Source organism: bacterium (assembly GCA_016708025.1).
GTDB lineage: Bacteria > Zixibacteria > MSB-5A5 > GN15 > FEB-12 > FEB-12.
The window spans coordinates 380,256-404,918 of record JADJGQ010000001.1 but is presented as its reverse complement, the minus strand read 5'-3'; the positions used below and the strand labels follow the sequence as shown (position 1 = coordinate 404,918).

The following is a 24,663-nucleotide window of genomic DNA, read 5'->3' as shown; positions in this document are numbered from 1 at the left end:
GCCTAGAAGCCGAACTCCAATCCGGTACGGACAGTCCGGGGTGGTCCGTAATTCTGTGGATCATTATCATAGAGGCGATCAAGACGCGCCAGTTCCTGCTGGTTGGTCGACAAACCGCCGGTATAGCGGCGATTGTCGTCATCCGGCAGGCCCGTATGCGCGTAGACATTGAGGATATTCTTCTTATTGAACAGGTTGTCCACCTCAATGAAGAACGACAACAGGTTCTTCTTGGACCCGATTTCGAAGTCCTTGTTGAAACGCATGTCGACACTATAATTCGACGGCAGACTTCCCTCGTTCCGCTCACCAAAGCGGTTACCCAGCGAGTCGGTCTTGGTATAAGGGAGTCCGGAACCATAGTAGCCGACCATATTGATTCCCCAATTCCCCGGTATACTCAACCCGAAGACCTTCCCTTTCCAATCAGCAGGCACCCGGAAATCGAGTACCGTTGTCAGCGTATGACGCTGATCGAAATCGAGACGATATTCGCTGATCGGCGCCAGCGTATCTTCATTGGAGGTCAGATAGGTATAGTAGGGGTCCATCGCGCTCGAACCATTCCCCATGGCGATCATGTAGGAATAGGAGATCGAACCGCTGACATAGCCGCCCATCGAGAGCTTCTCCAGAGCGACATCAAACCCCTTCACCGATCCATAGTCATCGTTGTCGAACTTGGTGACAGTCCGTCCCGCATACTGCAGCGCTTCCCGCGTCGTCACCAGATCCTTAATGTCCTTATAATAGGCGGTCAGGTCAACACGGAGACCGTCATTGATCATATGATCCAGACCCAATTCATAAGCTGTGGTCTGTTCCGGAGCCAGGTCAGGATTCCCCAACAACGGGTAGCCGGTCGACAGATCACCCTGCAAATTCGTGTAGAGATAGGTATAGCGAGGCGTCTGGAAATAGGTTCCGTAGTTGAAGTGCATCACCGATCGATCGCTGATCGGGAACGAAACGCCCAGTCGCGGAGAAACCCGGCTGACCGACTTCGCTTCGCGATAACTCGCCGTCAGCTCATCAGGCGTATAATTGTAGGAAATGTCCGCGTTATGGTAGTCGTAGCGAATACCCATATTCACGACAAAGTCCTCGTACTCCAGTTTATCCTGGAAATACGCCGAAAGATAAGTCGGCTTGGAGGCGTATGTTTCGCCGTATGGGTTGGAATTGTAGAACTGCTTCTGATCCCAATCGATATCGTACTTGGTCAGATCCAGACCCAGCTTGAACTGGTTGGTCTTGGTGATCTGACTCAGGTAGCTCAAGGACATCGAATTGGAGATCGCTTCCCGCCAGCGATAAACCGGATTGAAATCTGTTCCAGTCGTGAAGCCGATCGCTTCCATCGGGTTGTTGTAGTCCGGGTTATTCAGATAATTGTGAAGATGGATCGTTCCATCGTATACCCCGTTGGAATCTTCCGAGTATCCCGGCCAGGCCGACCAGTGGGTATCCATCAAATGACGGGGCGCCACTATTGTATTGGTCAGGAAACGGCTGAACGATCCGGACAGGATCGAACGGTCCGTCAAATTCCAGTTGCCCGACAGACCGACCAAATACGACTGCTTCTCAAATGACGGCAGTCCATCCAGATTGAAGTCGTAGGACCGGTTATTGACATCGCGATGTTCGTACGTGTCGCCGTACGACTCGTTGTACTTGATGTTGGCCAGCAATTTGAGTTTCGGGATCGGTTGAATGGCAACCTTGGCCAGCCCCACATATGATATGGTCATATTATGTGGAAGTTCGCTGTTGTCCCGCATATACTCACCGGCCGAGAAGAAGGTGTACTTTCGGCTATCCAGACCGGGGATCGGTCCGCCGAAAGAAAATGCCGCGGCCCGATTCTTGATAAACTCAAGCCCGCTCCACTCACCGGTGTACACATCATATGAATGAGTCGCCCCCTGATAGAGGCGCATTTTACCACGATATTCGGAATTCCCCTCAGGCGTGACGGCGGAAACTACTCCCGACAGCGCGTCTCCATACTCGGCGGTGAAACCACCCGAGGTCAAGGACAGCTCTTCCAATGCCGACGGCAGTATGCGCATCCCCGGAGCCGAGACAAACGGATCCATAATGGAGAAACCATCATAGAAGTACGCCACCTGGCCGGATCGGCCACCGCGTACGTGCATCTCGTTGTTTTTGTCCATCAGGACACCCGGATAATTGCTCAGGACGGATTGGACAGTCACGATATTCGGGATGTTCTTCAAACGATCCGACGTGAAAATGATCTTTGACGAGGTAAGATCTTTCTGGATCGGCGGCTCTTCGGCATAGACCACCATCTCGTTATTCAGTTGGACCGCCATTTGGCGGACGCTGAAATCGACCGGTGTGGTCAAGTCGAGCAGGACGCGGACTTCCTTCTTGGTAACCAGTTCGAACCCGACGTGGGTAACGGAGAGGTTGTATTTACCGCTTGGGACGTTGATAATGAAGTATTCCCCTTCATCATCGGTGGTCGCAACGAGATCGGTCCCGACGACTCGTACGGTAGCCCCCACGATCGGTTCTTCTGACTCGGCATCTGTAACTACGCCGGAGATCTTCCCGGTCACACCGGCGATCGCCGGTACGCCATAGAGGATCACCGCGGCAAGAAGCAGGAGAAGAACGCGTCTGCACTGCAGCCGAGTACTCACAACATACCTCCCTGTACTGCCCTTCTTGATGATGTGCATCTGCTCGTCATTAAATATGGTTCCGTCGAGAGATTTAGATTCTGCTGCTTAGTATCGGAACAGCCGCCAAAAACTTGACCACCTCAAAGCTAAGATTGTCGGCAGAAAGCAGTTGCCACCGTTAAGTTTTCGGACAGTAGCCCGATAATGGAACAGTACGTGCAACGACCACTCCTCTGGCACCACCTATCCTTCGTTGCCAGAGGAAGTTACGGATAACGAGGCAGAAAGAATCCTGCAGTGATGGCTTCATGCATGCGGCGTCTGCTTTTTGGCGCAATCATTCTCGGTAGCGTGTGCTTACACCTGCCGGTGTTTGCGCAAAAGGTCGCTATCATTACTACCGACACCTTGACCTCCACCCAACGGAGTGTCAGCGGTGCGAAGAGCGTGATAAAAGGCGCATGCGCACAAGCTACCTTCTCCGAATTTCTAGTCTCCTTCCCTTCCGCGAAAGAACCCGGCGCCACCGACTCGATCCGTGCCCTCAAACCAGACCTGATCCTCACCACCGGCACATCGGCGACTGAATTCGCCAAGAAGAACTTCAAGGATATCCCGATCGTCTTTTCTTCGGTGATGTACCCGATCGTCTCCGGCTTTGTCGAGTCGTTTAACCGTCCTGGCGGCAACATCACCGGCGCGTCACTCAGCATTCCGCCAAAAACGCAGTTTGAATATTTCAAGATGATCGTGCCGAACCTGAAGGCTATCGGCGTCCTCTATACTGACAATACCGAATCACTTATCCCCCAGGCGAAACAGGTTGCCAAAAACCTGAACCTGGAACTTATCGCGATCCGAGTCTCGAACGAAAAAGAACTTCCGGCGGCATTTGATTCACTCGCTCGAACTGTGCAGGGGATCTGGTCGCTGGCCGATGCAAATTTGTTCAGCCCGCAATCGACCAAATTCATCCTGATAAATGCGCTCCGTCGCGGTATACCGTTGATGGGTTTTTCGCGTAATGTCGTGGAATCAGGGGCGCTGTTTGCTCTCGACTTCGATTATAAGGCGGTCGGCCGCCAGGCCGGCGAAATCGCCAGCCAGATCCTCCGCGGTGCCCACGCCGACAATATCAGCGTCACTACCCCGGATATCATCTGGTTCCACTATAACGAGAAGACAGCCCAGCATATCAACGTGGTCATTCCCAATGACCTGGTCTCGGTCGCCAAGGAGGTCTATCGATGAGCTTCCTTGGAAGACTTTTCCGTAGCAGCCTCAGGATGAAATTCGTCCTGCCGATCTCGGCCATGATCGCGATCAGCTTGCTTCTTATTTCGGGCTATCTGATCAAGCAGCAGTCTGCCGGTTACCTCCAGGAACTGGAGGCCAGCGGCCGCACCATGATCCGCATGCTGGCGATCAATGCAGAGAGCGGCGTACTATTCGAGAATAGATACGATCTTGAAGAGCAGCTCAAAACACCGGCGCAATTCGAAGCCGTCAAGTTTGTGGTTGTTTCCAACAACGATGGCCTGGTGCTGGCATCTATTGGCGATACCAGTCTGGCCACAGGTGCGGTACGCAAAGAAGAGCACGCCCAATCGCCTGACTCTACTTTCACACGCAAAGACTCCGGAAAAGACGGAGCAGAGTTCCTCGTCCTTTGTATGCCGGTCGTCACGTATAAGCAGGCCTACAATCGCGAAAATCTCGGTATCACCGGCGGCCTCGATGGTACCGGCGATGCAGCCACGGTCAGAGAAGTGATCGGGCATATCGAACTCGGTCTTTCGCTCGACAAGGTGAACCAGGCGATCTTTGAAGCCAAGATCGCGTCGTACCTCTTTACCCTGGTCATCATGCTGGGAGCGATTGTGATGCTGGCCTTCATCGTCGGCGCCATCACCAAGCCCTTGCGCGTGTTGGTCGATGTCACCGATCAGGTCTCCAAGGGAGATCTGTCCCAGCGCGTCAGTATTACGCAACGCGACGAGATCGGCCACCTGGCGGATACGTTCAATCGCATGATTGAATCGTTGAAGCAGTCGCGCGACGAGGTTGAACAATACAATCGCAATCTCGAAGAGAAGATCGTCGAGCGAACCCTGCAGCTCGAAGAGGCCCAGGCGCAGCTCATCCAGTCGGAGAAAATGAGCGCGATCGGTCAATTGGCCGCCGGCGTGGCGCATGAGTTAAATAACCCGCTGGGCGGTATTCTCGGCTATGCCCAGTTCACTCTGGAAAAGTTGAATAAGAACATTCCGGAAAAGACCACCGCCCGCGAGATACAGAGCTATATCCGCTACGTCTCGGATATTGAGACGCAGGCCCGTCGCTGCAAGACCATCGTCCAGAACCTGCTGAAATTCTCGCGCTCTTCGCGGACTGTCGACTTTGACGATGTTGATGTCAACAAGGCGGTCGAAGAGACGCTTTCATTTGTTGCTCACCAGCTGCATTTGAGTCAGATCGAATTGGAAGTGCAGTTGGATGCGAAGCTCCCGCACATTCAGGGGAATATCGGGCAGTTGCAGCAGGTCTTCACCAACCTGATCATCAACGCCATGCATGCATCAGCGCAGGGATCAAAGATCCGGATCCAGTCGCGGTATAGTCCGGCCCTGGGCGAATTCGGTGGCGCAGTAGAGTTGACCTTTAAGGACTTTGGTCACGGGATCAAAGACGAGCATCTCAAGAAGATATTCGAGCCGTTCTTCACGACCAAGGAGATCGGTAAAGGGACCGGCCTGGGGCTGTCGGTCAGCTACGGAATTATCAAGGAGCATGGCGGCGAAATCACTGTCCAGTCAGAGGTTGGGGTCGGCTCAACATTTACCATCGTTCTCCCTGTGCAGAAACCGGATGCTGATACCGATAACAGGAAGGAAGCAAAATACAGTTTCGGACAATAGGACGTGACGGTACAGATCCGATGAGTGCAGACGACAAGCATACTATTCTAGTGGTTGACGACGAAGAGATCATCCGCGACTTCCTTTCGGAAGTGCTGGAGGATTATCAGGTTACGGTCGCTTGTGATGGAGATGAGGCGATCGAAAAACTCAAGAGTCGTCCCTACGACCTCGTCATTACGGACCTTCGGATGCCACGCATTCCGGGAGAAGAAGTCGTGAAATTCGCCCGCGACACTTATCCGGGAGCCAAGGTCGTGGTCATCTCTGGATATTCTAGTCTGGCGACAGTAAGCCAGTCAGTTCACAACGGCGCTTGTGCCTTTTTATCCAAGCCGTTCAGCATCAAAGAATTGCTGCAAACCGTGAACACCGCGCTTAGTTCGTGAGAGTGACGAATGGCCAGAATCCTGGTGATTGATGATTCGCAGGTTATTCGCGACCTGTTGGCCGACTTTTTGGCCGATGCCGGCCACTTTGTCGACTGCGCCGCGGAATCCGATGACGGCATCCGGATGGCGGTCCAGGGGAGTTACGACATCTGTATCTGCGACCTTCATATCCCCAAGAAAAACGGATTCCAGATCTACACCGAGATCAGTCGCCAACTCCCGAAACTCAAGTTCATCATGACAGATTCGCTTCCGGACAATCTGGCCGACCAGGTGTCCGAAGCAGGCGTGCCATATATCCTGCGCAAACCGTTTGACCTCGACCAACTCCGTGAGGTCTTGTCCACGGTCTGCGCCTCTTTGCAGAAAGTATGAGCCCGAACGTAAACAGAAGCAGGATCCTGGTAGTCGACGATGAATCAATCGTCGTCTCTCTCGTGCGTGACGCGCTGGAGGACGAAGATTATGATATCATCACCGCCATGACCGGTGACGAAGCGCTCGCCATCGTGCAGAGCGAAGAGCTGGATCTGCTGGTGACCGATATCCGGATGCCCGGTATGACCGGCATCGAATTGGTCAAGCTTGCCCGCGACAGACAACCCGATCTGGGCGTCATCTTCATGACCGGCTACGCGAATCTCAACTCTGCCAAAGACGCGATCAAGCAAGGTGCATTCGACTACATCATGAAACCGTTCGAGCTGACGGAGATCCGCCAGGCTGTCCGCAACGGTCTCAAGATCAAAGCCGCCGCTGCGGAGAAAACCTCCACCACCGAGTTGACTAAACTCTCCGATCTGAATCAGATGTTGTTTGCCACCAACGACCGCGCCTCGTTGGTTACCTCCTCGCTCAAGTTCATCCTGATGAACCTGCATATCGCCAAAGGCTCGGCGACTTTCCATGATAAAGAGAACGAGGCCTGTGCCACGGTTTCGATCGTCGACGGAGTGGAATCACGAGATCGCCATTCCGATGCCCCGATCCAACAGGCGGTCCAGAAAGGCGGAGCAAAAAACCTGCAGTATCCTCTGCTCATCGATAGCGCGGAGAATCACCCGCTTTATCTGGCTGATCCACAGCCGGAACTGCAAACATTGGTTCGTCCAGGCTGGGCATCTGATACCGATCAGATGATCATCGTCCCGATCACCCGCAATGGCGAACTCTTCGGATGGTTTGCTCTCGGTCCAAACGAGCCGATCATCCAGCTACGCGACGCAGACCTCAAATTTCTCACCATTACGGCGGGTCAGCTCGCCATCACCCTGGAGAACCAGGCGCTGCTCGAAGAAACGCAGAAAGCATATTCGGGCCTGAAAGAGCTGCAGGACGAGACAGTTCGACTGGAAAAGATCGCCACCCGCGGGCAGATGTCCGCCGAGATCGGCCATGAATTGAATAACTTCCTGGGAGTGGTTGCCGGTAACCTGCAGTTGCTTGATTTCCATCTGAAAAAAGGAAATGTCCAGGATCTTGGGAAATATGTCAGCGCCATGTCCGGGACGATCGAGAAGATCAAGGTCTTTACCGCCAATCTGATGGACCTCACGCCGATCTCTTCAGAGAAGACAGTCATGTCATTCGGCAAGCTGATGAGTGAGGTGATCGACTACCTGCGACCGCAGAAGCGCTTCCAGGGTGTCCAGATCAAGGTGAGCGGCACCGACCTGCATCTCCCTTTCGAGGCTGACTCCACACAGATGCAGCAATTGCTCTACAACCTGTTTAATAACGCTGCCGATGCCATGGTCGATCGTCCCAAAAAAGAGATCACCGTTGAATTATCGGCCACCAGTGACACGCAGTTTGCGGTCGCGATTCGCGATACCGGTTGCGGCTTCCCTCCGGAACTGCTGAAACGCGCGTTCCAGGAACGCTTCACCACCAAAAAACTGGGCCATGGATTTGGATTGGTCGTCTGTAAGCGGATAATTGAAAATCACGGCGGGAAGCTGGTAGTAGAGTCGATGGAAAATCAGGGCTCCACTATCAGCATCACCTTCCCCCTGGCCGAGACCGAACTGGTCCCGGCATAAGTCGCTCGTTACTCCCCCGTCTCTAAATCGCTACAGCTTTCGGCTTCCACGCTGCGTGAAAGGAACATCCTTCTGGCAGAGCGGACACGCAGTCGCTTCCCAACTATCGGCACTCACAGTGGCCAACGCTTGGGTAGGATAAGGGAATGTCACTTTACCGCCGGACCGATCGAGGAACAGCCCGATCCCGACAATATCAGCCTTGTAGGATTTCACCAGCGCGATGACTTCTTCGACTGACTTGCCAGTGGTCAATACATCATCGACGATCAGCACCTTCTCACCCGGTTCCAGCGAAAATCCGCGCTTGAAAACACGGCCGTTCTCACCCTGTTCGGCATAGATCGATTCAACGCCAAGATAGCGGGCGACATCGTACGCGATCAGGATCCCGCCGGTGGTGGGACCGACAACCGTCTGGACGCCGCTGTTCTTGAAATGATCCGCCATCGACTTGCATATCTGCGTGCAGATGGTCGGATTTTTCAGCAAAGTGAATTTCTCGTAGTACACATCAGAATGCCGACCCGAGGTCAACAGAAAATGACCGGTCAGCAACGCTCCGGAATCTTTGAAAAGCTGCAGGATATTCGACGAACTCATTTTTCCTCCGTCAGGATAACAATCGCAATGGCATGTGTGCGTTCATGGGAGATGGAGAGCTTCGCCGAGACGTGGCGAAGTTGTGGGAGGTTCAGTGAAGCAAGATCAAGCGCCGGTCGGCCGGTTTCATCGTTGATGACCTGGATCCGGGAGAGCGCGGGTTTGTCGACCAGATAATGGCCCAGCGCTTTGACCGCCGCTTCTTTCGCGGCAAATCGCCCGGCCACAAACTGAGCACGATCCCGCCGGATTCCCATCTGGGCAATCTCATCCGGGCCAAGTATACGCAACACGAATTTATCGCCATATCGCGAAATAAGATTCGCGATCCGCGTAACATCAACCAGATCAATTCCGACTGCGCCGAGTTTCACTGAACATTCCACATATTGATTCTGTAAGTAACATATGAAATCTCTTTTCAGAGGGCAACAGAGGAAAATTTCACTTGCAAAATGGGTTGTGGAATGGTATAAAGAGCACACAATCAGCGGAGAGAAAGAGTCATTTGAAAATCTCTAACACTCCACTTATGAGGGTTGTCTCTTGTGCGGTGCGCGTACGCCGTGACCTGCTCTTGCAGCAGTAGCGAAAGCTAGATACGCCAAGCGGCGGTAAAGCCCTTAACGTAAGGATCTCTGGAGTTTTTTCAAATTACCACCTCTCCGTTGTAAATTTAAAAGCCCGCCTCATGGCGGGCTTTTGATTTGATAGGGAGCGTTGTTCCGGCAGAAATATCTAGATCCGGTCCACCAGAACCGCCTTCAATTCCTGGTCATACTGTGTGGTTACATTAACGCGACGCACCACCACGAAAAAGCACTCATCCCCCGCTGAAACAAAGTAAAGTCGGTCCCGCTCAACCTCATAGATCCCCTGACGGCGTACCAGACCCACCCCCGGCACTTTCTCAAACAGCTCCAGCAGTTCCCGCAGGTTCTTAAAGATGAACGCAAACTGCTTCTGGAACTCGATTGTCAATTCGGGTGACGAGAAGGTTCCGTCGTTCTCCATCTGCAACACCATCTGCACACCGGGGATCTGCTTGATCCGGTCATGCGCGGACAGCGGCGAAATGTCGATCGGCTGTGGTGACGGGAATTTGGGCGCCGTCGCGGCGGACGGGTCATTCTGAATGATGCTCATCACCTCGGTATGCTGGCGCACCAGCGTTACCTCGGTTTTGTGCTGTTCCTCGAGCGTCTCGATCGGCTTGTCCAGCCCTCGTTCCACCTTATGCAGCACGCGGCCATTATCCAGAATGGTCGTGGTGATTCGCGGGTTCGGACGGTGAGCATACTCCGTCTGCACCTGGAGAACAGTGTTCCCACGCTTGACAGTCGAGGTCCGACCGGCCGGTATGAATTGTAGACTTGTCGCCATAATAGTTCACGAGGACGGGTTACGCCCTCTATCTATTCCTATATCGGAAGAATTAGCAGGTGGAATAACCACAAGATGAGCAGGAATAGCAACCAGATTGATAGACCAGCGGTCCGGTGCACTCCGGACAGATCTCCCGTGTACTTTCCTCGGCATTCCCTTGATCTGCCGAGCCAAAATGCCTGTTCAGAATTTGCGCAATGGCGTCAGGGATCGAGGATACCCGCCCTCCCTCTGCCAATATCTGAGCCGAGCCACCTATCCCGCGAAGCTGACTGATCACTTTCTCGACCGGTACATGCGAACGTAACGCCAGCGAAATCAGCCGGCAGATCGCCTCTGTATCTGCCATGGTCGTATATCCGGATTTCCCGATATGGGCAAACACCTCAAATGGTTTCCCGTCGCGGAGATTCACCGTGACATACAAATTCCCATATCCGGTCCGTATCTTCTCGGTAAACCCGGTTAGCAAGTTCGGACGCTTCTCGACCTTCGGTGCCGCGATGGGGAGCATTTTCTCTTCTGACGGCTTCACCGAAGAGAGCACCTGGTTGGGGCGGGAGTTGTCGCGATAGATTGTCACTCCCTTGCATCCAAGTCGATACGCCAGCTCATACGCCTTGCGAACGTCACCGCGACTGGCCGATTCCGGGAAATTGATCGTTTTGGAGACCGAGGAATCACAGTGCCGCTGGAAAACCGCCTGCATCCGGACATGATCTTCCGGAGAAACATCGGCAGCAGTCAAAAACAGTGCCCGCACCCACTCCGGGATCTCGGTGATCTCCGCAAGGGACCGTACCGAGGTCACCCGCTGCATCAGCTTCTCGGAATAAAATCCGCCGTCGCGCGACGCTTGCTCGAATAACGGAATGATCTCGCGCATCCGCGTCCCATCCATGACATTCCGCTCAAACCCGATCGCATAATATGGCTCTATCCCGGATGAACATCCGGCAATGATCGAGATCGTCCCAGTTGGCGCGACTGTCGTCACCGTGGCGTTGCGCATCACGACCCCATCCTGACGATAGACTGAGCCTTCCCAATTGGGGAATCGCCCGCGTACTGCCGCCATCTCCGAGGACTGATTGCGCGCCTCGGATTCGACAAAGGCCATCACCTTATCCCCCAGCTCAAACGCCTGGAGTGAATTGTACGGAAGGTGCAGCTTGATCAGCATATCCGCCCACCCCATTACCCCAAGCCCGATACGACGGTTCTTTTTCGTCTGTACCTGGATCTGCGGTATCGGATAGCGGTTAACATCGATGACGTTATCGAGAAAATGTACTGCCGTATGAATGACACGCGCCAGTCGCTCCCAGTCGATTCCATCGGCCGCCGAGGTTAGCGTATAATTTGAGGGTAATGGCGACTTCACAAAATGCCCCAGATTGATCGAACCCAGATTGCAGGAATCATACGGCGGCAACGGCTGCTCACCGCAGGGATTGGTCGCCTCGATCCGCTCCGAGGGTGAAGTCGGATTCCCCTTGTCCATCCGATCGATGAAAACGATCCCCGGCTCCCCGGTCGACCAGGCATGTTCGACAATTTGTTCGAACAGCGTGCGGGCATCCAGCGACTGCTCTTCGTCATCCCGAACAAACGTTTTGCCGGACCGCGGGTCGATCAACGGATAGGATGTCCCCTTTTCGACTGCCTCCATAAACCGGTCGGTGATCGCGACGGAGATATTAAAATTGGTGATCTCTGAGGTATTGGCTTTGGACGAAATGAATTCGAGAATATCCGGGTGGTCGACTCGAAGGATCCCCATATTCGCCCCGCGACGGGTCCCCCCCTGTTTGACCGCCTCGGTCGAGGCGTTGTAGACCTTCATGAACGAGACCGGCCCCGAGGCTACCCCCGAGGTACTGGCCACCACTGAATTACGCGGGCGGAGCCGTGAAAACGAAAACCCGGTTCCCCCACCGGTTTTGTGGATAATAGCCGCATGTTTGTTGGTCTCGAATATCTCCTCCATCGAGTCCCCAACCGGCAAAACAAAGCAGGCCGATAACTGGCCAAGCGAGCGCCCGGCATTCATCAGAGTTGGGGAGTTCGGGAGGAAGTCCAGACTGGACATAAGGTTATAGAACCGATCCGCAGTCGTCTCGACCTGCTGATCGGTGGCGCCGTACTGACGGTCCCCGGTGGCAATATACCGCGCTACCCGCAAGAACATCTCTTTCGGCGTCTCTATCACCCGCCCCTGTTGATCTTTCAGCAGGTAGCGACGTTTCAGGACGGTCAGTCCATTGTCAGAAAGCGGTATCTCTTTATCCTGTGCCATATTCAGCTCTTAAAGTATTATCGGAAAAACTGCCCGGTAAGAATATAACACCCGAAAGAGCTTTTTGGCTCACCGACAGAATCACATTCTCCTCGACTAATCGGCTGTCCAGTGGAAATATCCGGCTTATATTGGCTACAGCCATGCCTATCCGTGAACCTGCCGCCTCCCGATGGACCCTCGTCACCACCGCCGCATACGTCTGGGCGGCCGTCGGGATTTTCCTCATCGTCAGAGCCTTGCTCTACTACCCGGAGGCTCACCAAACGAACGGCGTCCTGACCCTGGTGATTGCGGTGAGCGGACTTCTGCTCGGTCTGCTCAAAGGGATTTTCGTTTTTGCCCGGCTTGCCCGCAAGAATGTCGAACGGATACGGCAGATCTCCCCGCACAAAGAGAAGATCTGCATCTTCGCCTTTCAAGCCTGGGAATCGTACCTGATTGTCTTGATAATGATCACCGCAGGGATCCTCTTGCGAATCTCCCCGCTCCCCCGCCTCTATCTCGTCGGAATTTATCTGCTGATCGGTGTAGGACTATTGATCGGCGCCGGCGCCTATCTGAAAGCGCGAAACTGACTCAGGTCGGATCCTGCCGCAACTCCTGCAACAACTGATCCCCAATAATCCGGACCGCCCTGACCATCGGCTCAGACATCGGCTTCCCCAGATCAAGCTGGGTCCCTTCGGCACCGTAAACAATGACTTTGGATGGCAACTGATTCAGCGCCCGGGACATTTCGATCGCCTCGGCCACTCCGAATATATGACTGGATGAACGGAAAAACTGAGTCGGCATCTTTCGTTCTGCGGCATCGAGCCGGAAACAGGTTCCGCCCGGCGCCCCGGAAGTAATGCAGTCAACGATGTAGACGACATCACAACCGGCCCATCGCTGCATAAGATGTGTCCCATCCCCTTCCGTCAATAAAACATCGACGGACCCGGGAATCTGCTCCCGGATCCGTCGAATCACTTCAAAACCGAACGCGTCGTCTCCCCGGAATTCGTTGCCTATTCCGATAACGATAACGCGCTTTGTTCCCTCCTCGCGCGACATCTCGTCACGCGCGATCGAGCTTCAGGTTCAAACTATGTGTCGCGCAGGAAATGCACGGATCATAGTTGCGCACCAGTTGCTCGCACTGCCAGGTCAGATCATCATTCTTCAGATGAAGATTCTGGGAGGCAAAGCCGCGAAGGTCCGCCTCGATCGTCCGCTGGTTTTGTGAGGTCGGCGGTACGATCTTGGCATCCCGGATGATCCCGTCGGCATCGATCCGATAGCGATGATACAGTGTCCCGCGAGGCGCTTCGGAGGCTCCATACCCCACCCCTTCCTTCGGCTGAACATCAACCGAGGGTTGCGGCGGCGGGTTGTAATTCTCGATTATCCGCAACGCCTCTTCACAGGCATAGATCGTCTCAATCGCCCGAACGATGATACTGCGGAACGGATTGGTAACATGCGCCTCAAGCTTCAGCTCTTTAGCCGTCTGCTTGGCGACCGGCGTCAGCTTGTCGAAACAGTTGTTGTAGCGCGCCATCGGCCCGACGAAGTAGTTGCCGCGCTCGCGATGCACCGAGTGCAGCGCGTTGGCATGCTCCATATGCTCTTCGACAAATTGCTGTTCATATTCGGAGAAGCTGATCTTGAGCCCCTTATTAGACGCCAGGTGTCCTTCGTTGAATGGATATTCCTGGGCATGCTGCAATGAGACGAACTCATAATCAACCTTGTAGTCGGGGAACGTAAACCCATTGACCCATTTGGCGGTCTCGACCGAATCCTCGATCGCCTTCACCAGACGTTCACGATACGGATCAAGCTCCTTCTTGGTCGGGACGCGATAGAATCCGCCCACCTTGACGTTGACGGGATGGATCTCCCGCCCACCAACTGTCGTCATGATATCGTTGCCGAGCTTTTTCAGCATCAGGCCGCGCGTCACGATCTGCGGGTAATCCGCTGCCATCTGGATCGAATCCTCATAGCCGAGGAAATCCGGCGCATGCAGCATGTAAATATGCAGCACATGGCTCTCGATCCACTCTCCGCAGTAGATCAGGCGGCGAAGGGCACGTAATTGCCCACCTACCGTCACGCCACAGGCGTTCTCCATCGCATGGATGGATGACATCATGTAGGCGATCGGACAAATGCCGCAAATGCGCGCGGTGATGTCCGGCGCTTCCGTGAAATAGCGGCCGCGCAAAAACGCCTCAAAAAACCGGGGCGGTTCGAAAATGCGAAGTTTCACATCCTCGATCTTATCCCCTTTGATCTTGACGAAAATGCCGCCTTCCCCCTCCACACGGGCGAGGTAGTCGACCTTCACTGTTCTATTTTTCATGAGCCTCACTCTCCTTGCGGAAGGCGTCGGCATACGCATTATAGGTACGGAATGTTCGGATCAGACCCTCGTCTGAGACACCCATCGTTTTCAGTTGTTCCGCAAGGGCTCCGGTATTGGGTGTTTCTTTCGGACCAAAGCAGCCATAGCAGCCGCGATGGTAACTCGGGCAGATCGCGCCGCATCCCGCCTGGGTCACCGGACCAAGACAGGGTGTCCCATGAGCGACCATCACGCAGACCGACCCTCTCCGCTTGCACTCCATACAGACGGAATGAGGCGGAGTAACCGGCTTGCGGCCGTTCAGGAAGGCCGAGACTGTCTCGACCAACTGCGCTTTGCTGATCGGACAGCCGCGCAATTCGAAATCAACAAACACGTGGTCGGCGATCGGCGTCGACTTATTTAACGTCTCGAAATATTCAGGATTGGCGTACACGTAGGACGCATACTCTTTCACGTCCGTGTAGTTTCGCAGCGCCTGTACCCCGCCGGCAGTTGCGCACGCGCCGATAGTGATCAGGAACTTCGACTGCCGACGCACCTTGTGGATCCGTTCTGCATCATGAGGGGTCGTAATGGAGCCCTCGACGAGCGAGAGGTCATACGGCCCCTTCATGACGTTGCGGGAGGCTTCGACAAAATTCGCTATATCGATCGCGCCGACGATCTGCAGCAGTTCATCTTCGCAGTCCAACAGGCTGAGCTGGCAACCGTCGCAGGAAGCGAACTTCCAGACGGCCAGTTTCGGTTTTGCGGTTGCCATGGTTAGATCTCCCTCTTGTTGAGGAATTCCCTGACCTTGTCATAGCGGAACACCGGGCCGTCCTTGCAGACAAACACCGGACCGAATTGACAATGGCCGCAGAACCCGACCGCGCACTTCATATTCCGCTCGAGCGACAGATAGATATTCTCGAACGCAACACCACGCTTCTGCAATCCCATCACGGTGAAGCGCATCATGATCTCCGGTCCGCAGACCATCACCACAGTGTTGGTCGGATCGAATGGTGCTTTAGAGATCAGGTTGGTCACCACTCCGACATTCCCCCGCCAGTTCCCCATCGCTCGGTCCACCGTTACGTGCACCTCAAGATCGAACCGTGAGCGTAGTTGCTCGAGGTCCTTGCGATAAAGAATGTCCGAAGGCGTCCGCGTACCATACAGCAGCACCACTTTACCATACTTCGTTCGATTGGAAAGAATATGGTAGAGCGCCGGACGTAATGGAGCGAGCCCGATACCGCCAGCCACTATCACGACATCGTTCCCCTCGGCTTCATCGACCGGCCAGGAAGTCCCATACGGACCACGGACACCGATCAGATCTCCGACCTTGAGTTTCGACATCACCTTGGTGACCGTGCCGACCGCGCGCGTGGTATGAACCAGCACGTTGGATCGGGCGGGATCGCCGCTGATCGAGATCGGTACTTCGCCGACCCCATGCAGGTAAAGCATGTTGAACTGTCCGGGCTTAAAACTGAACTCGGAGCCGCCATGCGACGGAGTCAGTTCCAGCGTGAAGGTGTCATAGGTATCGTTCATCACCTTCCGGACCCGGAATGTCTGTGGCAACATCGGATTGTTATCCGGCGCTGTCTCAGTCGAATGAACCGCGTGTGTACTCATTTATACAGATCCAGTAGTTGCATGCGTGCATTTTCTATTCGTTGTTCCATGATATTGGCGAACCGCTTGAACAGCTCGTAGCCAAGTTCATGGTCATTTTCGCATTTTTGGCGCAGGCATTTTCCATCCAGCGCGATCGCTCTCGTCAGGTCGATCGCTCGTGAATCAAAGTGGTGCACATACGGCGGAAAAAGCCATGACCACCCGACCACTTCGCCGTCCCCGACCGTCGCGATCGTAATGGGACCCGAGGCCGGACTGACGATCTCGATCGCCACCCTCCCGGAACGGACCAGGAAGAAATGATTGGCGTCTTCTCCGGCACGATCGATCTGCTGACCGGCGTCGTACCGAATGTTGCTGGCACATCCCACGATCAGTTGGATATGCTTTTCCGACATCCCGGAGAAAAAGGGATGTTCTGCGACATAGCGCTCAAGGGTCTCCATTCTCTACTCCTTCGCTTTAGGGGCTCCCGCATCGACCAGTTCACTGTCGCGGATCGCTCGTAACTCTTCGGTGATGTCAATTCCGACGGGGCACCAGGTGATGCACCGCCCGCACCCAACACATCCCGTCGTCCCGAATTGGTCAAACCACGACGCAAACTTGTGGGTCAACCATTGCCGGTAACGGGTGCCTGGCGAGGTCCGGATACTGCCGCCATGGATATAGGAAAACTCCATAGTGAAACAGGAATCCCACTTCCGCCAGCGCTCCGCTTTCGCTCCGCTCAGATCAGTGGTGTCCTCTATAGTCGTACAGAAACAGGTCGGACAGACCAGCGTGCAATTGCTGCAGCTCATACACCGTTCAGAGACATCTCTCCATCGCGGATTCTCCGTATTGCGATAGAGGACCTCCTTAATCTCAGTCATGTCCACCTTGCGTCCCATCTGATGGGTCGCCGTAGCGATCACCCGATTGGCCGCCTGAATATCCAGCTCGGTCGCCGGCTCGGTCGGTAGTTCGGCCAGGATCGCTTCTCCTTTGGGAGATCCAACTTCCGCCAGGAAGTAATGCCGATTGTTCTCATTGATCTCGGTCAGCGCGATATCAAAACCGCTCGTTACCCGAGGGCCGGTTCCCATCGAAGCACAGAAGCAGGTTCCACCCGCTTTGCCGCAATTGACCGCCACCAGCAATGTCTTCTCGCGACGCTCCCGGTAGATCGGATCACTGAATGGTCCGCCTAACAGAACTTTGTCCTGGATCGCGATGGCATTTAGTTCGCACGCCCGGACTCCGATCAGCGCCTGCATGGGTATCTCAGCCTGCGTGTCCCCAATGGCGAGTTCCGCCCCTTCGCGATCGGAAGAGACCAGGCAAGTGGTCGGTTTATGCAAATACTTTTTCCACGAGTGCGGCCCTACCGTGTAGTTGCTGAAGACCGTCTTCGCCGCTCGCTTGGAAAGGCGATAGCTTGCTTTGGTCTGTGTATCAATCCACCCAACCGGGAGATCTGAGACACTGCTGATCTCATCGTAGACGATCGCTTTGTCCCGCACGATCGGTCCAAAGACCTGATAGTGGTGAGACGTCAGTACGGCGATCAGGTTATTGAGATGGTCAATGGTAAAGACGCGCAGCTCGGTGCTGAATGTTTCCGGGGCTGCGGAATCGACCTGTGGCTTTTCAGTCTTCATAATTTCTGCTGTCCTCTTACCCTCAAAACGATGGGCACATCCATTTCGTTGCCATATCATGTGAAAAAAAGAACAAACCGTCAAGCCTAAACAATACTCCGCAATCCATTTTTGATAAAAATTGACGTAATTTTGAACGCTGGCCTTTAGCGGCTATAACCACCTATAATGTAGCGCATTAGGGTGGAGCGCCGATTCCAAGCCTGATTATCAATTCAAGGCTGAAATTGTATACTTTGCCCCAATTCACCTCTCTTCGCTAACCCCAAGAATGCCACAAATGCCCCCTATTCTAGTCCCTTCTTTCTAACTATTATCGGTCTTTTTGTCCTATTTCGGAGCCCATTTTCTGTCTGCGACCGGGCTTGCCTAATTACCCCCCGATGTAGTACCTTGCCAGCCACCTTAACAGATTGAACTGAATGAAAATAGCACTCGCCCAACTGAACCCGACTGTCGGTGATATCCGCGGCAACGCGCAACGCCTCCTGCAGACCGTTAAAGACTGGTCCGCACGTGCTGACCTCGTGGTTTTTCCCGAACTCTACCTAACCGGCTACCCGCCGCGTGACCTTCTGGCTGAGCCTTGGTTTATCGATCAGATCGAGCAGGGGATCAAAGAAATCGTGAAGGGATCTTCCTCATGCGGTGAGACAGGGATTCTTTTTGGTACGCCAGTCCGTGCGGGTGGACCGACTGGCCTCGGTCTCTACAACGCCGCATTGTTGGTACAGAATGGCCAACTGCTCTTCACGCAGCATAAATCGCTTTTGCCGACATATGATGTATTTGACGAAGCCCGCTATTTCGATGAAGCGATCAGTATTTCACCGTTCAAGTTCAAGGACGAGATTCTCGGGATCTCGATCTGCGAGGATGCCTGGAATGATCCCGATCTCTGGCAGAAACGGATCTACCGCTTTGATCCCGTTGCCGATTTGGTCTCGCACGGTGCGACGCTCCTGATCAACATTTCCGCCTCTCCTTTCTATCTCGGAAAAGAGGCGATACGCTACCGCCTGATCCATAGCCATGCGCACAAACATCAACGCCCCTTTGTTTTCGTCAATCAGATCGGCGGCAATGATGAACTGGTGTTTGATGGCCGCAGTATGGCGTTTGATCGCGATGGCAACCCGACCGCACTGATGACTGCGTTCGATGAAGAGGTCCGGCTGGTGGATACCTCGCATCTCAACGGCGGACAAAAGTTCATTCAGCAGGATTCGACCGAAGCGCTCTATCAGGCGCTGGTCCTGGGAGTGCGAGATTACCTCAGGAAGTGCGGATTCAAAAGGGCCGCGATCGGCCTCTCGGGTGGCATTGATTCCGCCGTGGTTGCCGTTCTGGCCGCGGAAGCGATCGGCGCAGAGCAGGTCGTCGGTATCACCATGCCTTCGCGCTTTTCCGCCGATGAATCCGCCGCCCTTGCCCAACAACTGGCGGCTAATCTCGGCCTTCACTTCAAAACGGTTCCGATCGAACCGGCCTATATCGCCTACCTAAAGACATTAGAGCCGTTGGGAATCGACGAAAGCAAGGTCTCTGTCACCCTTGAGAATATTCAGGCCAGGATACGAGGTAATATTCTGATGGCGCTCTCCAATGAGATAGGCGCGATCGTTCTTTCTACCGGTAATAAATCCGAATTGGCCACCGGCTACTGTACGTTGTATGGCGACATGGCAGGCGGACTGGCGGTGATCTCCGATGTTCCGAAGACAATGGTCTATCAACTCGCCCATTTCATCAATCGCGAGCGCGAGATCATCCCAAACCGGATCATCACTCGTCCCCCCAGCGCTGAACTTCGCCCGAACCAGACCGATCAGGATAGCCTCCCGCCCTATGATATTCTTGACCGAATTCTAACCGAATACATAGAACATCATCGCTCGCAGGATGATATAATAGCTATGGGATTCGAGGCCGCAACTGTCGCATGGGTTTTGCAGACGGTCAACCGCAACGAATACAAGCGGCGACAGGCCGCCCCCGGATTCAAAGTGACCACCCGCGCGTTTGGAATCGGACGTCGCATGCCGATCGCCGCGCGATACGAACCGTAGACCGTCAATCTTGCTTTCTTTAGCAAGCGAGGGTTTCCATGTCTGCATCTCTCCGAGCCGCGCTTCTTTTGCTGTGGACTGCATCTGCTTCAGTCTCCTTCGCACAGACTCCTCCGGAACCCGCACACCAACCAAAACTCGGGGTGGTGATCGTGGTTGATCAGATGGTCCCTGACTATCTGACCCGATTTGACTCGCTGTATGTCGGCGGATTTCGGCGGCTCATCGACAATGGTGCGCTCTTCCTCGGAGCGATCCATGATCACGCCGCCACTGAGACCGCTGTCGGTCACACGACCATTTCTACCGGATGCCTCCCCTCACGTCACGGTGTGATCGGCAACAACTACTACGATCGAAATGCACAGCGCGAAGTTTATTCCATGCGTGACACTCTTTCGCCGCTCATCGGCAAGCCGATCGGCTCAGGTTCCTCTCCGGCCCGTATTCTTGAGCCGACCCTGGGAGATCATCTTAAAACGCACTCACCAGCCTCAAAGGTCTTTGCGTTTGCACTGAAAGACAGATCGGCTATTGGCATGGGCGGTAAGATGGCCGATGGTGCCTATTGGTTTGACTGGAAAACCGGTAACTATGTCACCTCGACCTATTACGCCGACAGCTACCCCGCGTGGATAGACTCCTTCAGCGCCGCACGGCAGGTCGACAGCTACTACGACAGTGGCTGGCACAAACTCCTTCCAGAAGCGGCGTATGCCATCTCCAATCCCGATAACTCGCCGAATGAAAATGACGGCATACATACAACCTTTCCTCATCTCTTCACCGACCACTCTCCTCAACAAGATACCACCTATTGGGATGAACTTTATGCGACGCCCTTTGCGGATGAGGTGACGATCAGCCTTGCCAGGACCGCCGTGAAAACGCAACAACTCGGCGCAGACAATACAGTTGATCTACTCTGGATAGGATGCTCGGCTGCAGATGCTACCGGACACACCTATGGCCCCCTTAGCCAGGAGATCCAGGACTTCTACTTGAGACTTGACCGATATCTGGGCGATCTCTTCACGTCTCTCGACAGCCTCGTCGGCCGCGACAAATATGTCGTTGTTCTCTCCTCTGACCATGGCGTCCTGCCGCTCCCCGAAGATCTGCAGAAGTTGGGGATTGACGCCGGTCGGATCCATCCGGATACAGTTCGTGCCGCCCTCAAGCGGATTGGCGAAAAAGTCGCATCCGAGCAAGGGCTCGCCAGCAACCCGATCAAAGATGGGATCGGCGATATTATCCTGGACTATTCTGTCATGACCGGAAGAAATGAGAAGGCGTTGCAGGACGCGGTGGCTGCCGAAATTCGGAGACTCCCTTATGTCAAAGATGTTTTCGGCCGAGACGAACTACTCAATCCGAGCACTCCCCATCGCACCTATCTCCAGAAATTCCGCAACTGTATTACGCCCGACCGTGGACCGGACCTCATGGTCCTTTTCCGGCAATTTTATCTGATCGACAATAATGCGTTCGGCACTTCGCACGGAACCCCCTATGACTACGATTGCACAGTCCCGATCGTTTTTGCCGGGCCCGGAGTAGTGTCGGGAGTGCATGAGGAGATCATCCGGACGATCGACATCGCGCCGACCCTTGCGATGCTACTGGGAATACAAATAGACCATCCGATGGATGGTTCGGTGCTGAAGAACATTCTCACGCGGGAATGAATCGCGGCGAAAGTCAGGCTGAGATAGGTCCCTGACGGGAATCTTTCGCAACACGTGCCTGACGTTTATCAGACAGCCATCCTTCGATCAGGGTGATCGCCGGATCGATCGCCGCTCCGACCGCCTCAGTCGGCGTTTCGCTCAGTGTCTCGATATCTTCCGCCTCACACGCCAGGACCTGAATGTCTGACGGCATCGTTTCGCCAAGTTGACGACCCAATTCGAGCGCTGTCGGCAGATTGATCTGGTGGCTGTTGATCAGGCTGTTAGAGGGTGTCAGCGCTCCGGCCGGAAAGGAGTGCAATGTCCCCGGTGCCGCATTGCCGGTCTTGATCGCATCGACAATCAGCACCGACTGACGCGAACTGAGTAGCTCGATCAACCGAAAGCCGGCCACGGGAGCAAAGAGTAATTCCACATCGTCTCCCAGCTCCCGATTCTCCAGACGAGATGCGACCAATGGTCCGAAAGCATCATCGGTCAGCACCTCGTTACCTAAACAGAGGACCAGAAATGGTCGCATCAGTTTCTCCGGACAGACTCGATGATCTCTCCGCTTTCCACATCATGGATAATTAGCTCGAGCGGCATCTGCCCCGGCAGCGTGTGAGTAGCGCAGCCAAAACAGGGGTCGTAGGCGCGAAACGCCATCTCGATCCGATTGAGCGTCCCATCGGTGATCTTACTCCCCTTCTTGATCAATCCCTCTGCCGCCTTCTTGATCGACATTGTGATCGGCGCATTATTGTTGGTCGTCCCAACGATCAGATTTGCCTCTGTCACTATTCCATTCTGGTCAGTCTTGTAATGATGCGTCAGTGTGCCTCGGGGAGCTTCAACTATCCCCACACCCTCGCCAACGATCGAGGTCGGGATATTGAGTATCTTATCCGAGGTGATCTCTTCATCGCGTGCCATCTTCGCCACCGACTCACACGCATAAACCAACTCGACTATACGCGCCCAATGGGTCGCCAAAGTCGAATGAACCGGCGTTTTGCCGGTACGGTCCCCAGTCAACGTCTCGAAATACCGTTCATATTCCGCCTGCGCCAACGGAGTAGCCATCCCATCCGCGACATTCAGTCGCGACAACGGCGTCGCCTTGTAGATCCCCGAGTCTACACCATCCACAAACCCCTTCCATCCGACTTTCTTCAGATACGGGTATTTGAGGTAGCTGTATGGCTCGACATGTTCGGCGACATACTCCAGATAGTCCTTCGGCTCGTACTTGGCGTGCTCTTTTCCATCCGGTCCGGTCACGCGCACCTTGCCGTCATAGAAATTGACTTTGTTGTTGGCGTCCACCAATCCCATGTTGTACGTCTTGTGCGTGTAGGCATCGGACAGGATCATGTCGACGTACGCCTTGTTCGCCAGAACGATATCATTCAGGACCTGCACAGCGAACTTGGAGAATTCCACCATCTCGTCGCCGATCTTGATCATCTCTTCCTGTTCGGCCTTGCTGATCCGTTTGGAGAGTCCGCCTGGAAGCGAGGTCACCGGATGGACCTTCTTGCCGCCGATGATCTCAATAACCCGCTGGCCGCGGGCACGTTGGGCGATCACTTTTTTGCCGGCGTCAAGACCGACCTTGGCAATCACGCCGAGGATATTCCGTTCCGCCGCCGGAGCGTCCGGTCCACAAACAAAGTCCGGCCCACCCAATGCGAAGAAGTGAGTGGTATGGTCGCCGGCATAAAACGCATCATACAACAGGGAACGTAGCTTGAACGCCGCTGATGGAATGGTCACGCCATAAACGGCGTCAGCCGCTTTGGCCGCCGCCATATGATGGGCATCGGGGCAAACTCCGCATATGCGGGTCGTTATGCGACAGAGTTCCTCAACCGGCCTCCCCTGACAGAACTTCTCGAATCCACGCAACTCCGGCACCTGGAAATAGCAATTCTCCAGTGAGCCATCATCTTTGATGAAAAGATGGATCTTGCCGTGCCCTTCAAGGCGTGTGATCGGATCTATGACTATCTGTTTCATGATTGCGATCTCCGGATTGCCGAATCAGCCAGGCTGAATCGGTAGAATGTCCCCAGCGGGTCGGGAATAGTATCGATGATCTGCTGAATTTCGACGGGATCGATCGAATCGATGACAGAGGCAAGTGCTGATGCCATCTTCGCCCCCTGATCACGCACATTGCTCGGCACGCTGTAACAGCCCCGGCATGGTACGCCGGCGTTGACACATTTGGCGCCGCATCCTCCGCGCGTCGCCGGTCCCATACAGACGATCCCCTGCTCCAACAGGCAGAGGTCGGGATCAACTTTGATCGAAAACGGTCGGACGAATTTCTTGATCTTTTTGACGTTCCGCTGACGTTTGCATTCGTCACAGCAGCTTTTTTCGGTCGCGCCAAGTACGGTCCCTTTCGGCGGAAGCGGTTTTCCGTTCTGCAGGATATCGATCACCGCCGTCACCACCGCGATGATCTGGTCGGATTGTGGCGGACAGCCCGGAATGATGTAGTCCACCTCTATCGTCTGACCCAAACTCCGTACGGTATTATAGAGAGTTGGAATTCTCAGGGTCCCCTCGGCTACCTTGGTCTCCGGCTGCGGGTAAATACTCTCGGCATTCGTCGTTGAGGGAGACTGGATATATGCGTACTTCATGATCGACTCTTTGTCGTAGAAGTTGGCCAGCCCGGGAATGCCGCCTTCAACTGCACAGCTTCCGAATGCGCACATCACCACCGATTTCTGGCGCAACAGCTCAGCGATCTCAAAATTCTCATCACTCCGAATCGCCCCGTTGAACAGCGTCAGTGTGATCGATTTGTCTTCCATCTTGCGCACATCGTCATACTTGAAATCGGTGGCACACGGCCAGAAGACAATATCGAAAAAGTTGGCGACATCCAGTATCTTCTCTTCGATATCGAGAATCGCTATATCACAGCCGCCGCAGGAGGCAGCCCAGTAGATTGCCAGTTTTGGTTTAGCCATGAT

At 54.3% G+C, this 24,663-nt stretch carries 22 protein-coding genes; 8 read left to right on the top strand and 14 right to left on the bottom strand.

Translation table 11 applies throughout. The annotated features are described in order from the left end of the window. Positions 1 to 2: 2 nt before the first annotated feature. Positions 3 to 2,675 (bottom strand): TonB-dependent receptor, encoded by a 2,673-nt coding sequence (locus IPH75_01800; GenBank protein MBK7140796.1) that lies wholly within the window; start codon positions 2,673 to 2,675, stop codon positions 3 to 5. A gap of 294 nt (positions 2,676 to 2,969) precedes the next feature. On the opposite strand from IPH75_01800, the gene IPH75_01795 reads away from it, so the two are divergent. From IPH75_01795 to IPH75_01775, 5 genes are read left to right on the top strand one after another with little or no spacing between them, the layout of a single operon-like run. Next, positions 2,970 to 3,908, top strand: a complete 939-nt coding sequence (locus tag IPH75_01795) for an ABC transporter substrate-binding protein (GenBank protein ID MBK7140795.1) — start codon at positions 2,970 to 2,972, stop codon at positions 3,906 to 3,908. After that, positions 3,905 to 5,575: a HAMP domain-containing protein gene (locus tag IPH75_01790; GenBank protein ID MBK7140794.1), complete on the top strand. Its 1,671-nt coding sequence runs from the start codon at positions 3,905 to 3,907 to the stop codon at positions 5,573 to 5,575. The genes IPH75_01795 and IPH75_01790 overlap by 4 nt, the downstream gene beginning before the upstream one ends. A 20-nt stretch (positions 5,576 to 5,595) precedes the next feature. After that, entirely contained in the window at positions 5,596 to 5,964 is a 369-nt protein-coding gene (locus IPH75_01785) for a response regulator (protein MBK7140793.1), read from the top strand. 9 nt (positions 5,965 to 5,973) lie between these two features. Further along, entirely contained in the window at positions 5,974 to 6,342 is a 369-nt protein-coding gene (locus IPH75_01780) for a response regulator (GenBank protein MBK7140792.1), read from the top strand. Continuing rightward, positions 6,339 to 8,009: a response regulator gene (locus tag IPH75_01775; protein ID MBK7140791.1), complete on the top strand. Its 1,671-nt coding sequence runs from the start codon at positions 6,339 to 6,341 to the stop codon at positions 8,007 to 8,009. Before IPH75_01780 ends, IPH75_01775 begins: the two co-directional genes overlap by 4 nt. Before the next feature lie 30 nt (positions 8,010 to 8,039). On the opposite strand, the gene IPH75_01770 is transcribed toward IPH75_01775, so the two are convergent. The 4 genes from IPH75_01770 to IPH75_01755 form a co-directional block, all read right to left on the bottom strand. Further along, the gene (locus IPH75_01770) at positions 8,040 to 8,612 is read right to left on the bottom strand and encodes an orotate phosphoribosyltransferase (GenBank protein MBK7140790.1); all 573 of its coding nucleotides are present in this window, start codon (positions 8,610 to 8,612) and stop codon (positions 8,040 to 8,042) included. Then, positions 8,609 to 8,986: a holo-ACP synthase gene (gene acpS / locus IPH75_01765; GenBank protein ID MBK7140789.1), complete on the bottom strand. Its 378-nt coding sequence runs from the start codon at positions 8,984 to 8,986 to the stop codon at positions 8,609 to 8,611. Before acpS ends, IPH75_01770 begins: the two co-directional genes overlap by 4 nt. Before the next feature lie 364 nt (positions 8,987 to 9,350). Beyond that, the gene (locus IPH75_01760) at positions 9,351 to 9,995 is read right to left on the bottom strand and encodes a hypothetical protein (protein ID MBK7140788.1); all 645 of its coding nucleotides are present in this window, start codon (positions 9,993 to 9,995) and stop codon (positions 9,351 to 9,353) included. Between the two features lie 52 nt (positions 9,996 to 10,047). After that, positions 10,048 to 12,297 carry a vitamin B12-dependent ribonucleotide reductase gene (locus IPH75_01755; GenBank protein ID MBK7140787.1) on the bottom strand — a complete coding sequence of 750 codons (2,250 nt, stop codon included), beginning with the start codon at positions 12,295 to 12,297 and terminating at the stop codon, positions 10,048 to 10,050. A 143-nt stretch (positions 12,298 to 12,440) separates the two neighbouring features. On the opposite strand from IPH75_01755, the gene IPH75_01750 reads away from it, so the two are divergent. Beyond that, positions 12,441 to 12,875 (top strand): hypothetical protein, encoded by a 435-nt coding sequence (locus IPH75_01750; GenBank protein ID MBK7140786.1) that lies wholly within the window; start codon positions 12,441 to 12,443, stop codon positions 12,873 to 12,875. Between the two features lies 1 nt (position 12,876). Here the strand turns inward: IPH75_01750 and IPH75_01745 are convergent, their stop codons facing one another. Genes IPH75_01745 through IPH75_01720 form a run of 6 tightly spaced genes read right to left on the bottom strand, consistent with a single transcriptional unit; the run spans position 12,877 to position 17,931 of the window. Continuing rightward, the gene (locus IPH75_01745; GenBank protein MBK7140785.1) at positions 12,877 to 13,356 is read right to left on the bottom strand and encodes a hydrogenase maturation protease; all 480 of its coding nucleotides are present in this window, start codon (positions 13,354 to 13,356) and stop codon (positions 12,877 to 12,879) included. A gap of 4 nt (positions 13,357 to 13,360) precedes the next feature. After that, positions 13,361 to 14,650, bottom strand: coding sequence for a Ni/Fe hydrogenase subunit alpha (locus IPH75_01740; GenBank protein MBK7140784.1), 1,290 nt, complete (start codon positions 14,648 to 14,650; stop codon positions 13,361 to 13,363). Further along, on the bottom strand, positions 14,640 to 15,416 hold the full coding sequence (locus IPH75_01735) for an oxidoreductase (protein MBK7140783.1): 777 nt from the start codon (positions 15,414 to 15,416) through the stop codon (positions 14,640 to 14,642). The genes IPH75_01740 and IPH75_01735 overlap by 11 nt, the downstream gene beginning before the upstream one ends. Before the next feature lie 2 nt (positions 15,417 to 15,418). Further along, a complete protein-coding gene (locus IPH75_01730; protein MBK7140782.1) occupies positions 15,419 to 16,285 on the bottom strand; it encodes an FAD/NAD(P)-binding protein in 867 nt (288 codons plus the stop codon). Then, a complete protein-coding gene (locus IPH75_01725) occupies positions 16,282 to 16,734 on the bottom strand; it encodes a cyclic nucleotide-binding domain-containing protein (protein MBK7140781.1) in 453 nt (150 codons plus the stop codon). Before IPH75_01725 ends, IPH75_01730 begins: the two co-directional genes overlap by 4 nt. 3 nt (positions 16,735 to 16,737) lie before the next feature. Further along, entirely contained in the window at positions 16,738 to 17,931 is a 1,194-nt protein-coding gene (locus tag IPH75_01720) for a 4Fe-4S dicluster domain-containing protein (GenBank protein MBK7140780.1), read from the bottom strand. A gap of 422 nt (positions 17,932 to 18,353) precedes the next feature. Here IPH75_01720 and IPH75_01715 point away from each other — a divergent pair, with 422 nt between their 5' ends. Both IPH75_01715 and IPH75_01710 read left to right on the top strand, forming a co-directional pair. Next, entirely contained in the window at positions 18,354 to 20,000 is a 1,647-nt protein-coding gene (locus tag IPH75_01715; protein MBK7140779.1) for an NAD+ synthase, read from the top strand. A 38-nt stretch (positions 20,001 to 20,038) separates the two neighbouring features. Further along, entirely contained in the window at positions 20,039 to 21,688 is a 1,650-nt protein-coding gene (locus IPH75_01710) for an alkaline phosphatase family protein (GenBank protein MBK7140778.1), read from the top strand. A gap of 13 nt (positions 21,689 to 21,701) precedes the next feature. Here the strand turns inward: IPH75_01710 and IPH75_01705 are convergent, their stop codons facing one another. The 3 genes from IPH75_01705 to IPH75_01695 are packed head-to-tail and all read right to left on the bottom strand — an operon-like array spanning position 21,702 to position 24,660. Beyond that, entirely contained in the window at positions 21,702 to 22,211 is a 510-nt protein-coding gene (locus tag IPH75_01705) for a hydrogenase maturation protease (GenBank protein MBK7140777.1), read from the bottom strand. Further along, positions 22,211 to 23,692 (bottom strand): Ni/Fe hydrogenase subunit alpha, encoded by a 1,482-nt coding sequence (locus IPH75_01700; GenBank protein MBK7140776.1) that lies wholly within the window; start codon positions 23,690 to 23,692, stop codon positions 22,211 to 22,213. The genes IPH75_01705 and IPH75_01700 overlap by 1 nt, the downstream gene beginning before the upstream one ends. Continuing rightward, positions 23,689 to 24,660, bottom strand: coding sequence for an oxidoreductase (locus tag IPH75_01695; GenBank protein ID MBK7140775.1), 972 nt, complete (start codon positions 24,658 to 24,660; stop codon positions 23,689 to 23,691). The genes IPH75_01700 and IPH75_01695 overlap by 4 nt, the downstream gene beginning before the upstream one ends. Between the last annotated feature and the right edge of the window lie 3 nt (positions 24,661 to 24,663).